Origin of the sequence: Hymenobacter lucidus, from assembly GCF_020447265.1 — a bacterium.
GTDB classification, from domain to species: Bacteria; Bacteroidota; Bacteroidia; order Cytophagales; family Hymenobacteraceae; genus Hymenobacter; species Hymenobacter lucidus.
Map to the genome: position 1 here is coordinate 97,369 of NZ_JAJADR010000001.1, position 13,964 is coordinate 111,332.

The 13,964-nt window shown below is 60.4% G+C and carries 19 protein-coding genes; 6 read left to right on the forward strand and 13 right to left on the reverse strand.

Annotated features, from left to right (window positions below; genetic code table 11):
* The first annotated feature begins 98 nt into the window (after positions 1 to 98).
* On the forward strand, positions 99 to 1,121 hold the full coding sequence (locus LGH74_RS00430; RefSeq protein ID WP_226170284.1) for an SPASM domain-containing protein: 1,023 nt from the start codon (positions 99 to 101) through the stop codon (positions 1,119 to 1,121).
* A gap of 83 nt (positions 1,122 to 1,204) precedes the next feature.
* Here LGH74_RS00430 and LGH74_RS00435 read toward each other — a convergent pair whose 3' ends face one another.
* From LGH74_RS00435 to ybiA, 11 genes are all read right to left on the reverse strand, one after another.
* Positions 1,205 to 2,500, reverse strand: a complete 1,296-nt coding sequence (locus tag LGH74_RS00435; RefSeq protein WP_226170286.1) for an erythromycin esterase family protein — start codon at positions 2,498 to 2,500, stop codon at positions 1,205 to 1,207.
* A gap of 78 nt (positions 2,501 to 2,578) precedes the next feature.
* Positions 2,579 to 2,920, reverse strand: a complete 342-nt coding sequence (locus LGH74_RS00440; RefSeq protein ID WP_226170288.1) for a hypothetical protein — start codon at positions 2,918 to 2,920, stop codon at positions 2,579 to 2,581.
* 131 nt (positions 2,921 to 3,051) lie between these two features.
* Positions 3,052 to 3,249 (reverse strand): FeoB-associated Cys-rich membrane protein, encoded by a 198-nt coding sequence (locus LGH74_RS00445; protein WP_226170289.1) that lies wholly within the window; start codon positions 3,247 to 3,249, stop codon positions 3,052 to 3,054.
* Between the two features lie 131 nt (positions 3,250 to 3,380).
* Positions 3,381 to 4,205 carry an inositol monophosphatase family protein gene (locus LGH74_RS00450; protein ID WP_226170291.1) on the reverse strand — a complete coding sequence of 275 codons (825 nt, stop codon included), beginning with the start codon at positions 4,203 to 4,205 and terminating at the stop codon, positions 3,381 to 3,383.
* Between the two features lie 43 nt (positions 4,206 to 4,248).
* A complete protein-coding gene (locus LGH74_RS00455) occupies positions 4,249 to 4,449 on the reverse strand; it encodes a hypothetical protein (protein ID WP_226170293.1) in 201 nt (66 codons plus the stop codon).
* A gap of 9 nt (positions 4,450 to 4,458) precedes the next feature.
* A complete protein-coding gene (locus tag LGH74_RS00460; protein WP_226170294.1) occupies positions 4,459 to 4,752 on the reverse strand; it encodes a hypothetical protein in 294 nt (97 codons plus the stop codon).
* Positions 4,753 to 4,799: 47 nt separating this feature from the next.
* Positions 4,800 to 6,425 (reverse strand): apolipoprotein N-acyltransferase, encoded by a 1,626-nt coding sequence (lnt, locus tag LGH74_RS00465; protein WP_226170296.1) that lies wholly within the window; start codon positions 6,423 to 6,425, stop codon positions 4,800 to 4,802.
* A 40-nt stretch (positions 6,426 to 6,465) separates the two neighbouring features.
* The gene (gene rsmI, locus LGH74_RS00470) at positions 6,466 to 7,164 is read right to left on the reverse strand and encodes a 16S rRNA (cytidine(1402)-2'-O)-methyltransferase (RefSeq protein ID WP_226170299.1); all 699 of its coding nucleotides are present in this window, start codon (positions 7,162 to 7,164) and stop codon (positions 6,466 to 6,468) included.
* A 47-nt stretch (positions 7,165 to 7,211) separates the two neighbouring features.
* Positions 7,212 to 7,460, reverse strand: coding sequence for a 4a-hydroxytetrahydrobiopterin dehydratase (locus LGH74_RS00475; RefSeq protein ID WP_226170302.1), 249 nt, complete (start codon positions 7,458 to 7,460; stop codon positions 7,212 to 7,214).
* A gap of 36 nt (positions 7,461 to 7,496) precedes the next feature.
* Complete coding sequence (locus LGH74_RS00480; RefSeq protein WP_226170305.1) at positions 7,497 to 7,709, reverse strand: hypothetical protein; 213 nt, start codon at positions 7,707 to 7,709, stop codon at positions 7,497 to 7,499.
* A gap of 16 nt (positions 7,710 to 7,725) precedes the next feature.
* Positions 7,726 to 8,295 carry a riboflavin biosynthesis intermediates N-glycosidase gene (gene ybiA / locus LGH74_RS00485; RefSeq protein ID WP_226170308.1) on the reverse strand — a complete coding sequence of 190 codons (570 nt, stop codon included), beginning with the start codon at positions 8,293 to 8,295 and terminating at the stop codon, positions 7,726 to 7,728.
* Positions 8,296 to 8,405: 110 nt separating this feature from the next.
* On the opposite strand from ybiA, the gene LGH74_RS00490 reads away from it, so the two are divergent.
* The 3 genes from LGH74_RS00490 to LGH74_RS00500 all read left to right on the forward strand — a co-directional run bounded on the left by LGH74_RS00490 (position 8,406) and on the right by LGH74_RS00500 (position 10,023).
* Positions 8,406 to 8,909 (forward strand): hypothetical protein, encoded by a 504-nt coding sequence (locus LGH74_RS00490; protein WP_226170310.1) that lies wholly within the window; start codon positions 8,406 to 8,408, stop codon positions 8,907 to 8,909.
* 95 nt (positions 8,910 to 9,004) lie between these two features.
* Positions 9,005 to 9,220 carry a hypothetical protein gene (locus LGH74_RS00495; protein ID WP_226170313.1) on the forward strand — a complete coding sequence of 72 codons (216 nt, stop codon included), beginning with the start codon at positions 9,005 to 9,007 and terminating at the stop codon, positions 9,218 to 9,220.
* Positions 9,221 to 9,324: 104 nt separating this feature from the next.
* Positions 9,325 to 10,023 (forward strand): metallophosphoesterase family protein, encoded by a 699-nt coding sequence (locus LGH74_RS00500; protein ID WP_226170314.1) that lies wholly within the window; start codon positions 9,325 to 9,327, stop codon positions 10,021 to 10,023.
* Positions 10,024 to 10,035: 12 nt separating this feature from the next.
* Here the strand turns inward: LGH74_RS00500 and LGH74_RS00505 are convergent, their stop codons facing one another.
* Both LGH74_RS00505 and LGH74_RS00510 read right to left on the reverse strand, forming a co-directional pair.
* Positions 10,036 to 10,830, reverse strand: a complete 795-nt coding sequence (locus LGH74_RS00505; protein WP_226170317.1) for a tetratricopeptide repeat protein — start codon at positions 10,828 to 10,830, stop codon at positions 10,036 to 10,038.
* Between the two features lie 70 nt (positions 10,831 to 10,900).
* Entirely contained in the window at positions 10,901 to 11,425 is a 525-nt protein-coding gene (locus LGH74_RS00510) for a hypothetical protein (protein WP_226170319.1), read from the reverse strand.
* Positions 11,426 to 11,600: 175 nt separating this feature from the next.
* On the opposite strand from LGH74_RS00510, the gene glyA reads away from it, so the two are divergent.
* Both glyA and tatC read left to right on the forward strand, forming a co-directional pair.
* Positions 11,601 to 12,893 carry a serine hydroxymethyltransferase gene (gene glyA / locus LGH74_RS00515; RefSeq protein ID WP_226170322.1) on the forward strand — a complete coding sequence of 431 codons (1,293 nt, stop codon included), beginning with the start codon at positions 11,601 to 11,603 and terminating at the stop codon, positions 12,891 to 12,893.
* A 161-nt stretch (positions 12,894 to 13,054) separates the two neighbouring features.
* Positions 13,055 to 13,912, forward strand: coding sequence for a twin-arginine translocase subunit TatC (gene tatC, locus LGH74_RS00520; protein ID WP_226170325.1), 858 nt, complete (start codon positions 13,055 to 13,057; stop codon positions 13,910 to 13,912).
* Positions 13,913 to 13,964: the final 52 nt, after the last annotated feature.

The window sequence follows — 13,964 nt, forward strand, 5'->3', positions numbered from 1 at the left end:
CGTTGTCGGGCGGCAAAAAACATGTAGCGGTAAACTCTTTGTCGGCGGCCGGGGTTACTTGCCGCACTTCGGCCCCCGTTGCCGACCTTTACGCGCTGATGGCATCTACCCTTACCGACGGTCTGAATTTCCTTTCCAAGCTCACGCCGCGCCGCGCCCTGAACACGGCGCAGGTGGTGGGTGGCTACGCCCTGAGCAAGCTTACGGGCAAGGCCCGGCACTGGGGTTTGCCGCTGGCCCTGAGCTTCGAGCCCACGACCAGCTGCAACCTGCGCTGCCCGGAGTGTCCCAGCGGCCTACGCAGCTTCACGCGGCCCACCGGCATGCTACCCGACGAGCTGTTTAAACGAACCATCGACGAGCTGCACAAGCGGCTGTGGTACCTGATTTTCTACTTTCAGGGTGAGCCGTATTTGCACCCGAACTTCCTGGACCTGGTGAAGTATGCCGCCGACAAGGGCATTTATACCGCTACCAGCACCAATGCTCACTACCTCAACGACACCAACGCCCGCCGCACAGTAGAGTCTGGCCTCGACCGGCTGATTATTTCCCTCGACGGCACCACCCAGGAAGTGTACCAGCAGTACCGGGTGGGCGGCAAGCTGGACAAAGTGCTGGAAGGCACCAAGAATATCGTGAAGTGGCGCAAGGAGCTGAAGTCCAGCACGCCGCGCATCATCTTTCAGTTTCTGGTGGTGCGGCCCAACGAGCACCAGATTGACGAAGCTAAGGAGCTGGCCAAAGAGCTGGGCGTGGATGACGTGTGGTTTAAAACCGCGCAGATTTACGATTACGCCCAAGGCTCGCCGCTCATTCCGACCATCGACTACTACTCGCGCTACGAAAACAACGTGGACGGCACCTGGAGCATCAAGAATAAGATGCTGAACCACTGCTGGAAGATGTGGCACAGCTGCGTCATCACCTGGGACGGGCTGGTGGTGCCCTGCTGCTTCGACAAAGACGCCGAATACCGCCAAGGCGACTTGAAAACCGAGACATTCCGCCAGCTCTGGCATGGCCCCAAGTACCAACAGTTCCGCGCCTCCCTGCTCAAAGGCCGCGACCAGATAGACATGTGCCGCAACTGCACCGAAGGCACCAAGGTGTGGGGGTAATGGTGAAATTGTGAGATGGTGAAATTGCGAGCTGTTCTGACTGCGCAAACTCACGCCATCGGCACGTAAGCTCACAACTTCACCTATTCCGTCCAGGGATACATGTCCGGCGGCACGTTTTCGGCGGGCTTGGTGGGCAGGGGGTGCAGGGCGTGGGTGTGGTCGAAGAAGAGGAAGGCGTCGTAGCGCTCGGCCATGAGGGAGGGCACGTAGTTGCCGAACTGCTCGAACTCGGGCCGATAGACTACGCCAATGGCCCGGTGGCCGAAGGTCTGTTTCAGGGCGGCGGTGCCTTTCAGCTCCGACGACAGCAGCAGGCCATTTTCGCCCTGGAGCTGCTGGTGCAGCTGCTCTTCCCAAGAGCCCCGAATGGCGGGCGGCACGGGCATTGTTTCAAAGGGCGCACCCCATTTCTTGCCGGCAATAACGCTGCCTTGGTACGAGCCGAAGCCCACGGCAAACACCGCGTTACGGCCGTACATCTGGCGAGCCAGCTGGCCTACATTCACCGTGTTGTCGCGGGCCATATCGGTGTAGCGAGCATCGCCAATGTGGGTATTGTGCTCCCACACAATGGCTTTGCTATTGGGGCCGTGCAGGTCGAGCAGGCGGCTCAGCGTTTCCATCATGTGGCCGTCGCGCACGTTCCAGGAAGCGGGTCCGCCCTGAATCATAGCCCGGTAGTAGCGCTCGGCATTTACGGTCACTAGGGCATTCTGCTCGGCAGCAAAGGCGGTTTCGCGCTCTAAGCCAGGCGGCAGGGGCGTGGCCCGCAATTGCCGGCGCAGGCTACGCAGCATCTGCGTTACCTCATCCTCACAGTCGCTCGAAACAAAGGCTACGGCCTGCGCATATTCCTGCGGGTCGTTGCCATAGGGCTCGAAGCACCGGAAGGCCTGCTGAGCCGCCGCCACCGCGCCGTCGCCCTGCTTGGTGACGTAGCGCAGAATTTCCTGCAGCGACTCCCAAAGGCTGTACACATCGAGACCATAGAAGCCAACCCGCTCGGGCAAAGCGCGTTGCCTGTTGTAAGTGTGTAGCCAATCGATGAGGGCGGCCACTTCCCAATTGCCCCACATCCAGGTCGGCCAACGGTCAAACGTGCAGAGCAACTGAGCAGCGCTGTCGTACTCATCCTTATCCTGCTTCAGGGCGCAGTTTACCTCGAAGCAGTCGGGCCAGTCGCCTTCGACGGCAATGAACTGGAAGCCTTTCTCCTGAATCAGCCGCCGCGACAGGGCCGCGCGCCACGTGTAGTACTCCGACGTACCGTGCGAGGCCTCCCCTAGCAGCACAATGCGGGCATCACCAATAGCCGCCAGCAGCGGGTCAAGGTCGGCGGCGGTGCCGAGCGGATGAGTGGGCAGAGGAGTCTTCACTGTTCAGTTTGGGAGTGGTGAAAACACAAAAACGCGCCTTGGCCGAGCCAAAGCGCGTTTTTGCTACGTACAGTCGGCCTACTTGTGGGCCTTCTTCAGATTCTTACCCAAGTCGTCTACTTTGCGCAGAAACTCGTCCGTATCCGCATCGGCATAGGTGCCAAAGGAATTAGAAATAGTACCCCGCACGCCGTCGGCGCACTCAATGGCGTAGAGAATCGACATATCATCCGGGTCACTTTCGCCCTCGAAGCGGTAGAAATCCACGATGGTTACTTCCTCGGGGCCGTAGCTTTTCTTGGAGTCGTTGCTGATTGTTTCCAGCCGCCCGTCGCACACGTTGAAATCCTGGGTAAAGCCGTCTTTGCTGAGCTTGTTTTCAACGTTGATCAGGGAGCGTTCTTCTTCTTTGTCTTGCATGGTAGTAGGGGTTCAGGTTGGCAGGGCAGTAGGAAAGGCGGTTGGACAGGGCGCCAAAAACAAAGCCCCCGTGCCCGCTATACGCAGCAGGCACGGGGGCAGGTTGCCCGAAGTTGAAATGGGGTAGCTGTCTACTGAGCCGCTGCCCGCGCCGCCGCCGTTTCGATGGTCTTCTGTAGCCGGTCGACATCAATGGTGCCGCACGCGCCACCGCAGCCTTTGGCGCAGCCCGTGGCCGTTTTGACGAAGAAAGCTCGCCAGAAAATGCGCCCGACGTAGAACGTAGCAGCCAGAAACAGCAGGGCAATGATGAGGTATTGCAGAATCATAACAGGCACAAAACTACGACGAAGCAGGAAAAGTTTAGGGCTAATGTGCTCAGGTGCTAATGTGTTGGAATGTGCTAGTGTGCTAATGTCCAGCGTGCCATTCTTCCTCGCAATGACACAAGTTCACAAACTCACAATTTTGCCTCTTTCCAGAACTCCCGAATCGTGGCTTGCATTTCCTCGTGGACGTGGCCGTTGCTGGCTACCACCTGGCGGCCGAAAAGCGGGTCACCGTCGGCGAGAAACTGCGTAACGCGGCCCCCAGCCTCGCGCACCAGCAGAATGCCGGCCGCTACGTCGTAGGAGTTCAGGTTGAATTCGAAGAAGCCCTCGAAACGGCCGGCGGCTACCCAGGCCAGGTCGGCGGCGGCCGAGCCTACGCGCCGCACGCCGTGGGTGCGCTGCATAAAGGCTCCCAGGATCTGCAGGTAGTCGTCGAGCTGGCCGAAGTGGGTGTAAGGAAAGCCGGTGGCAATGAGGGAGTTGGTGAGCTTGGGGGCGTCGGAAACGTGGATGGGCTGCTCGTTGCAGAAAGCCCCGCCGCCGCGCACGGCCCGGAAGGTTTCGTCGCGCGTTACCTCGTAGACCACGCCGGCCACCAGCTCGCCGTGGTGCAGCAGCCCCACGCTCACGCAGTAGCAGGGCAGACCGTGCACGAAGTTGGTGGTGCCGTCGAGCGGGTCAATAATCCAGGTGTAGTCGGTGCCGGCGCTGGTGGCCTGGCTGCTGCCGCCGGTGGTGCCTTCCTCCGTTATGAAGCCCGCTTCGGGCAGCAGCTCGCGCAGGCCGGCCACGAGCAGCCGCTCCGTTTCCTGATCCACGTAGGACACCAGGTCGTGAACACCTTTCATTTCGACGCGGCCCCGGTCGAAGGCGGCGGCTTCCTGGCGGATAAACTGGCCGGCGCGGCGGCACACCCCGGCAAGGTCGAGGCTGAGTTGAGTGAAGTCGGTCATGCAGATAAATACTCCGGCACGGCAGCCGGGTTACGGTGAGGCCTTACGAGCGGAGTTGCAACAGCAGCAGCGCCGAGTAGGCCGCCACAATGATAATAACGACCCGGCGTATGGTGCGGCCGGTGGTAGCGCGCCACTGGTCGTCTACGGTTGGGCGCAAATTACCCCACAGGTCCTTGCCTTCTCCCATGCGGTAAAACCAGAGCATGAGGGTGTAGAAAAACAGCGGCAGCAAGGATTCCATATAGGTATTTTATTCCGGGTAGAACTCTACCCACTGACCATTAACGCGCTTTTCAAGCTGGCCCCACTGCGCATTGCCTTCGGGCCGGCCTTTCACCCGCACCGGCGCAATCCAATCCTGCTGGCAATGCTCCAGAGGGTCCGAAATGAGTTGCCAGTCAGTGGCGGTAACGTTGTACTTCTGAGCCGCAGCGGCATCGGCATCGGCAACTGTTTCAAACCAGTCGTCTCCCAGACCTTCACTATCTTCCAGCTTATCGAACCCGAACAGGTAAACGCCATTGGCGCCGTCTTCGTGAATCATGAGCCGCACGACCTGTGTAGTTGGGCGTGCAACTAAGGCTACTTTTCTCATGCCGTGCGCACCACCTCCGGCTCCGGGGCCGCCGCTTTCGAGCCAAACCGCCGGTTCACAACCATTACTAGTAGCCCGAGAAGCAGCAGCACGGCCAGCACCTGCATAGCCGGCCCAATCAGCTCGCCGTGGCGCACGTAAAATGTCTGCTCGGTATTAAGGTGCACGGTGCCCCGGCTGGCGGTTGGAATCCAGGCGGTTTCGCGCTGGAAAACCTCGCCTTTCTGGTTGATAAAGCCCGTGAAGCCAGTGTTGGCCGAGCGGGCCAGGTCGCGGCGGGTTTCGATGCAGCGCAGGGCCCCGTAGCGCAACAGCTGACGGTAGCCGGGCGAGTCGTGCCACCAGGCATCGTTGGTAAACAACCCCAGCAGCGTAGCGCCGCGCTGCACGTATTCGGCCGTGAAGTCGCCGTAGATGGATTCGTAGCAGATGAGCGGACCCACGCGCAACGTCGGCGCGGCGGCCGAGGCCTGAAACACGGTGCGCTCGGCCTGGCTGCCGTAGCTGCCCACGGTACCGCCGAGGTCGATGTGGGAAATGAGCGACGTGAGCAGGGGCGGAATCTTCTCCACGCCGGGCACCAGCCGCGACTTATGGTAGAACTCGATGGGCGCGGCGGCATCGGCGAAGTAAGCGCCGCTGTTGAACACGTCGTAATAGCCCATGTCGTCGCGGTGCCGGGCCGTGACGCTGGCTGCCTCGGCATTGGGGTACATCACCACGCTGGTAATGCCCGTGAGCAGGGCCACGCCGGGGTGCTGCTTTAGCCACATCCGCACCCGCACAATTTTGGGGTTCGTCTCGATCTGCTGCTCGAAGTAGTACTCTTCCAACGCCGTTTCGGGCCAGATGACCAGCTTGGTATTCGGCGTGAGCTTCTGCTCGGTCAGCGTCAGCAGGCGGGTGAGCTGCTCGTCGTAGGGCACGAAGTTGGCCTTGCCCTGAAACTTCTCGGTGTAAGGGTCCACGTTGGGCTGCACCACTACTACTTCCAAGGCCACGCCCTGCTCCTGCACGCGGCTGCCAATAAACCAGGACACCAGCAGCGGCACCACAACGGCCAGCGCGGCCCCGGCCAGTAAGGGCTTGTGAACAGGCTGCTCATGGACGGCCGAACCGGCCGGCTGCGGGCGGAAAAGCGCCAGAAAGAGCAGAATATTGACCAGCCACACCCATACCGAGCCGCCCAGAAAGCCGGTGTACTCATACCACTGCACGAAGGCCGTGGCTTCGGCAAAGCCGTTGCCGAGCGTGAGCCAGGGCCAGGTCAGGTCCCAGTGTAGGTGGAGCTGCTCGAAGGCAATCCAGTAGATGGGCAGGGAAAGGTAGCCCAGCCGGGGGCCAAAGAGCCGCTTGGTATGGTAGAATGCCATAAGCGGGGCCGTCATCATCAGGGAGTTCAGCACCACGGCCGTGATGCCGCCGCCGAGCGTGCTGTAGCTTACCCACCACGTTACGAAGGCATTCCAGAGCAGCAGCGTGAGGTAGCTGTAGCGAAACACCTTCCAGCCGCTGCTGCCGCGCTGCACCAGCACTTGCTCCAGGCGCAGAAACGGCACCCAGGCTACCAGCAGCAACAACGCCAGCGGGGCCGGATGCACCGGCCAGCCAATCCAAAACAAAGACGCCGTGAGCAAAGCCAGCCCTGCCGGCCCCCACGGACTATTCCCGATTTCCTTGAACGACAACAACGATTTCGCCTTTAATAGAGGTACGTCCCGCAAACTCGGCGGCCAGCTCAGCCAGCGTCCCATTCACGGTTTCTTCGAATAACTTGGTCAGCTCCCGGCTCACCGAGGCCAGCCGCTCGGGCCCGAAGGCCTCGCTCAGCTGCTCCAGCGTCTTGACGATGCGGTGGGGCGACTCGTAAAAAATCATGGTGCGGGTTTCGGGCTGCAGCTCCCGGATGCGGGTCTGCCGGCCTTTCTTCACCGGCAGAAAGCCTTCGAAGGTAAACCGCTCGGCCCCGAAGCCCGACTTGAGCAAGGCCGGCACGAAAGCCGTAGCGCCGGGCAGGCACTCCACCTTCAGGCCCTTGGCCAGGCACTCGCGCACCAACAAAAAGCCGGGGTCAGAAATTCCGGGCGTGCCGGCATCCGATACCAGGGCCATTTTCTCGCCCTTTTCCAGCCGGTCCAGCACGCGCTGCACGGTCTGGTGTTCGTTGTGGAGGTGGTAGCTGAGCATGGGCTTTTTCAGGCCCAGGTGCTGCATCAGCCGGCCGCTGGTGCGGGTGTCTTCGGCCAGCACCACGTCCACCTCGCCCAGTATCCGGATGGCCCGCAGGGTAATATCCTCCAGGTTGCCGATGGGCGTAGGCACGAGGTACAGAACGGTAGGCGTTTCAGACGAGTCAGACATAAAGGCAAAGGTAGCAAGCCGGGACGCACCTAGCGGAAGTCTTGCAATTAGCTGACCTCGTACCGCGCCGCCACCACATCAATGGCGGCGGCCAACCGATGGTCGCGCTGGGTGATGGTATTGCCCGCGTCGTGGGTGCGCAGCCGGAATTCGACGCGGTTGTACTCGTTGGCCCACCACGGATGATGATCCAGCCGCTCGGCCTCGGCGGCAACTTCCGTCATGAAGGCAAAGGCCGCTTTGAAGTCCGCAAATTGAAAGCTGCGGGTCAGGCTGTTGTCGTGTTCGGTCCACATGGCTGCTCGTAAATTAGGTGGTTCATTTGAGTGGAGCTACACGAAAACGGACTTTATCGGTTTCCAGGCATCAAGTGGAACGCCAAAATGCTGTAAGGCCCGCTTCTGACATTTCTCGACAGAGTCTTCCAGGTAATCCTCCGTTATGGCTCCCTTGAATACATATAAGTAAGCTCCCACATCAGATTTATCAGCTTCAATGAGGAACTGGAAACCTTGATTTTGGGCTCTGAAGCGTTTGTATTCCATGTTGACTTTTGGCAAGTCAGGTGGTTAGCTCGTCGCGCACGGCCATCAGGGCGAAGCCCAGCAGGTTGAGGCCGCGCCACGTCTCGGGATTAGCCGCATCCGGATGGTCCTGGGCCAGCCCGATTCCCCAGATGGCGTCCACGGGGCTGGCTTCCACGAGCACGCGGCTGCCGGTGGCCAGCAGAAACTCCCGCAGCGCCGGGTGCTGCCCGAATTTGGCCGCGTTGCCCTGCACCACAATGGCGAAGCGGGCGGCCAGCCAGGCGGCTTCATCGAAGTTTTTGATCTGGCGACCCAGGCGCTTGGCATCGTTGGGGTGGCGGGCGGCAATAATGGCGGCGCGGGTGGCTTCGTCGCCGAAGAGGCGGGCTTTTTCGGCCATCATGTAGTGCTCGGCTGTGGCATAGGTGTGGCCGGCCAGCTCGAAAGCGGCCGGGTACCACTGGCTGAAGCACTCTTTGCCGAGGCTGCCAGGCTGGCCGGTGTGGCCCCAGAAGTAGAGGTAGTTAAAGGAGTGACCCGCGTCGAGGGCTGCCCGTAAGGTGGAAAGGTCGCGGATGGGAGCAGGGAAGGCAGAATTCGTCATAGCGGCCGCAGTTTACACCGATTGGCGCAAGCACAAAGCAAAACCCTATTCAAAAAAACCTAGTACACCTCTTACCCACTCGTATCAACCTCAACAACCGACTCCCAATCATGGCTATTGACCCCAACAACCGCCCCGTGCGGGTAATAAACGACGACACCACCGATGAGGAGCTGGCCGCCGGCCACATCATCCCCGGCGCTAATCCGCCCAAGAACGAAGCTGCCCGCGGTGGTTTTGGCAACCGTGAAGGCAAGGAAGGCTACGGTACCGACAGCGGCACGGGCAGCACGGCCGTATCGGTGAACGAAGACGCCGACCGCGCCGACCACCCCGCCGACAACATCCGCACCGCCGACGAAGGAGCTGACCAGCGCCCCAATCAGGATATGCCCTCCGACGAGGACATGGACGAGCGCCGCGTAACCCGCCGCGACGATGAGCTGGAAGCCGATGACCGCCGGGGCCGCGACGAAATGCAGAACCCCAACTCCCGCGTGGGCATGGGCCAGATGGAACAGCGCCAGCCCAACCCCGACGCGGTAGGCGCCAGCACCCGCACCAACGCCGAGCTGACCGACCCCAACGCCACCGACACCGCCATTGACCAATAAGCAGGGCAGGGCCGGCTGCTTAGTAGCCAGCCCCGGCTTGCCGTTGGTTTCTTTTTCTATTGCATTGTTTTTTCACCTAAAAACCGAAGAACGCCATGCCTTACAAAAGCAATAATACCAACCAGCAGTCCAAGGAAAATCACGGCAGCCCCAGCCAATCGGAGCAGCCCAAAGCCGCCGGTAACCTGCCCGTAAATGACCGGGACGAGGCTACCGAAAACCGGCTGGAGCAGGAAGCGCAGGATGCGCCCCAGCGCCACCCAAATCGGAACCTGGAAAAACCGGAACTGGACAAACCTCCGTATAGCTAGGTTTTTCTATATTACATAGATAAAGCACCTGTCTAGAGACAGGTGCTTTTTTATTTGGTACCAGTGCCGCTCCCGTTTCTTTTTTCCTCCTACCAACACCACTCATGGCTCGCTACGTTACCACCGATTTGCACGGCTGCCTGCGCACTTTCCAGCATCTGGTAGAAAACGTGCTGCGCCTGCGCCCCGATGATGAGCTGTATCTGCTGGGCGACTACGTCAACAAAGGCCCCGACAGCCGCGGCCTGCTCGATTACCTGATGCAGCTGCCCGAGCGTGGCTACCAGTTGCACTGCCTGCGCGGCAACCACGACCAGGAGCTACTCGATGCCGCCCGGGGCCGCCAGCACCTAGCTTGGGCCTCCCACGCCGACCGGACCCTCACCCTGCAAAGCTTCGGGGTGAAGGCCCCCACCGATATTCCCGAGCCTTACCTGCAGTGGCTCGATGCGCTGCCTTACCAGCTCGATATTCCCGGCTTCACGCTGGTACACGCCGGCTACAACTTTCGCCTACCGCCCGAGCAGATGCGCACCGACTGGCACACGATGCTCAACATCAAGCAGTTCACCTTCGACGCTTCTCGCATGCAGGGCCGCCGGCTACTACATGGCCACGTGCCCACGCCCACGGCCCAAGTAAAGCACAGCGTAGCAAAGAAGGAGGGCGCTATTGGCTTGGATACGGGTTGCGTATACCGTCTCAACCCCGAGCTTTCTCACCTGGCCGTGCTGGAGCTGGATTCTTTCGAGCTGACGCTGCAGCCTAATATTGAGGTGCCGTATCTTATTGCGCACCGCTAACGGAGGTTGAGTTTACTCTTCGCCCCGCAGCACTTCGGCTTTCAGTACTTTTTGGGCGGCCTGGCGGTAGGGGTTCAGCGAGTCGGTGGCTACTTCACGGAAGGCAGCGCGGGCCTCGGGCCACTGCCGGGCAGCCCAGTGAGCTACGGCCAGGTGGTAGCGCGCCTTGCGCGACAATGCCGAGCCCGGCTGCTGAATCACGCGGCGCAGGTAGGGGCGGGCGGCCCGGCCGTCGCCCTGGCTCAGCAGGAAAATGCCGTTGTAGTAAAGAAGCGTGTCGGGGCCGAGGTTGTCGGTGGGCACCCGGCGCAGGGCGTGTAGCGCGGCGGGGTAGTGGCCTTCACGGTACTGCTCCATGGCTTCGGCCAGCAGCGGGCGGTGCTCATCCAGCGTAGCCGACTGGGGTAGGCCGGGGTCGGCTACGTAGTAGTTAGCCCAGGAGTCGGCGGAGGGCCGGCCGGCGGGGCGCAGCAAAAACCAGAGCCCCAGCAGAGCCGCTACTACCACGGCGAAAATGGTGCCCCAGCGCGTCTGGGCCCGGCGCTGCCGCCGCTTAATGCGCACCAGGGCCGTCTGGCGCTGGTCGAGGCGCCGGTCGAGGGCCAGCAGGCGGTGGCGCAGGGTTTCGTGGCCGGCCACCCAGCGCAGGTCGGCCGTGAGTTGCTCGTATTGTTCGTAGGCTTCGCGCAGGGCAGGCTCGCGCAGCATCCGCTCCTCGAAGGCATCCTGCTCGATGGTCGTCATTTGCCCATCGGCAAAGCGTTCCAGCTCATCCAGAAACGGGCGTAGCTCAGCGGGCGACATCATGCAAGTAAGGGCGGCAACAACGAGGAAAAAAGAAAGGGGCACAGCCGTGCCGGCACTAAGCTACGCAGAATCAGCCGGCCACGGCCGAATCGGCGGCTTCACCCAGGGCCCGGGCCCGCAGTTCAATGAGCTTGCGCAGGCTATTGGTTTTTTGCAGCTTGGCTACCGTGGCATTGGCAAAGCCCATTTTGCCAGCTACTTTCTCAAAATTGTAGCCCCGGAAGTAGAAGTACATCAGCACCTGCTGGGAGTCGGTGCCGAGCTGGCTGAACACGCGCAACAGCTGCTGGCGGCGGCTGGCCTCCACTTTGGGCAGCTCGGCGGTGGTTTTCTGGGCCTGAATCTGCTCCTGGGCCATGCCGTAGAGGTAGTTGCGCAAGTCGGGCGGCAGCTTCGTGACGCGGCCATCGGCTACCTGGTCGTAGAAATCAACCAGCACGGCCCGCAGCAAATCGTGGGCGGCGGCCGGCTCCAACTGGTGCTGGCGGCGGGCCCAGCGGGCAAAATGGTCCCGCTGCTCCTCATAAAAGGTTATCAGGAACGACTGGTTGCCCATCCGCAGATGGGTCAGGGCTTCGGCCAGGGGCTGGTTCATGCTTCAAGTAACAACTAACTGGGGAGAATATGTGCCACCGGGCCGCAAAAGGCAAAGGCGGCTTTTCCCGGCGCGCACTCGTAAGTTCGCACCGGCGGCGGGCTTTCTACGCCGCCGCGCCGATTGTTGCCACCCCTTGTTCCCTCATAATCGATTCACCCGTACCTTTGAACCTATGGAAACTCGCACCGCCCCCATTGCCCAGGACACGGTCCTGTTCGACCTCATCCGCCAGGAAAAGGAACGTCAGACCCACGGTATTGAACTGATTGCCTCCGAAAACTACGTTTCGGAGCAGGTGATGCGGGCGCAGGGCTCCATCCTGACCAACAAGTACGCTGAGGGCCTGCCCGGCAAGCGCTACTACGGCGGCTGCGAAATCGTGGACCAGATTGAGCAGCTGGCCATCGACCGAGCCAAGGAATTGTTTGGCGTGGAGTGGGTGAACGTGCAGCCCCACTCCGGCGCCCAGGCCAACGCGGCCGTTATGCTGGCCATTCTGAACCCCGGCGACAAAATTCTGGGCTTCGATTTGAGCCACGGCGGCCACCTGACGCACGGCTCGCCCGTCAACTTTTCGGGCAAGCTCTACAAGCCCAGCTTTTATGGTGTGGAGCCCGAAACTGGCCTCATCGACTGGCAGAAAGTAAAGGAAACCGCCCGGCGCGAACAGCCCAAGCTCATCATCTGCGGAGCCTCGGCCTACTCCCGCGACTGGGACTACAAAGCCCTGCGCGAAGCCGCCGATGAGGTAGGCGCCCTGCTGCTGGCCGATATTTCCCATCCTTCCGGCCTCATTGTCAAGGGTTTGCTCAACAATCCGTTTGAGCACTGCCACATTGTAACCACCACTACCCACAAAACCCTGCGTGGCCCCCGCGGCGGCCTCATCATGCTGGGCAAGGACTTCGAAAATCCCTTCGGCCTGAAAACCCCGAAAGGCGAAATCCGGATGATGTCGGCCCTGCTCGACTCGGGCGTATTTCCCGGCACCCAGGGTGGCCCACTGGAGCACGTTATCGGGGCTAAAGCCGTGGCCTTCGGCGAGTGCCTGAGCGACGCTTATACCGACTACACTCACCAGGTGATTCGCAATGCCCAGGCGCTGGCCAAGGGCTTCGTGGACCGGGGCTACCAGATTATTTCGGGCGGCACCGACAACCACCTGATGCTCATCGATCTGCGCAGCAAGGGGCTGACCGGCAAGCTAGCCGAAAACACGCTCATCAAGGCCGACATCACCATCAACAAGAACATGGTGCCCTTCGACGATAAGTCGCCCTTCGTCACGTCGGGCATGCGCATCGGCTCGGCTGCCGTGACGACCCGGGGCCTGAAGGAAGCCGACATGGCCCGCATCGTGGACTTCATCGACGACGTGCTAATGCACCACTCCGACGAGGCCCACCTGCTGAAGGTGCGCAGCCAGATCAACGAATGGATGCAGCAGTACCCGCTTTTTGCTTAAAAGTGAAATGGTGAGATAGTGAAATGGTGAGTTGTATGATGCAAACCAGTCGGCCAGCATCCTGTTGACCGGATTTTTCGTTTGTCTTCCGCCAGAGTTGCTTGATTCGAACGTCAACTCACTATTTCACTATCTCACAGCTCACTATTTCACCTCTTCCTTTGAATACTGACCAACCCAATCTGGGCGAAGTACATGAAATGTCCTTCATCGACCATCTGGAGGCCTTGCGGTGGCATATCATCCGCTCGGCCATCTCGATAGTCGCTTTTGCTACCATAGCGTTTTTCAACAAAGAATTCCTCTTTCACGACCTGCTGCTGGGCCCTTCGCGCGCCGACTTCTGGACCTACCGCATGTTCTGCAAGTTTGGCAACTGGATTGGTACCCCGGACCTGTGCATGGACAAAGTCGGTTTCATCATCCAGAACCGGGAGATGAGCGGGCAGCTCACGATGCACATCAGCACCTCGTTTATGGTGGGCATCGTGCTGGCTTTTCCCTATACGTTCTGGGAAATCTGGCGCTTCATCAAGCCCGGCCTCTACCCGCACGAGCAGAAAAACTCCCAGGGCGCGGTTTTTTTCGTGTCGGTGCTGTTTGCCCTGGGTCTCATGTTCGGCTACTACATTGCCGCTCCGCTGAGCATCAACTTCCTGGCTTCGTACACCGTCGACCCGACCATCGAAAACCAGATTGACATGCAGAGCTACCTGAGCACGCTCACCACGATGTCTATTTCCACGGCCTTCGTCTTCGAGCTGCCCATGATAGTGTTTTTCCTGGCCAAAGCCGGCCTGATTACGCCCGAAATCATGCGCCTGTACCGCAAGCACGCCATTGTGGTCATCCTCATCATTGCCGCCGTCATCACGCCCCCCGATATTTCGGCCCAGATCATCGTTACCATCCCCATCCTGATTCTCTACGAGCTGAGCATCAACATTGCCCGCGTGGTAGCCCGCAACCGCACCGCCGCCCTGAACGCCCAACTCGCCGACAATAACGGAGTCAGTTAATGTGGTGTGGATGTGAGAAATGTGATTGAATGTGGAAAATGAATTTTAGCCC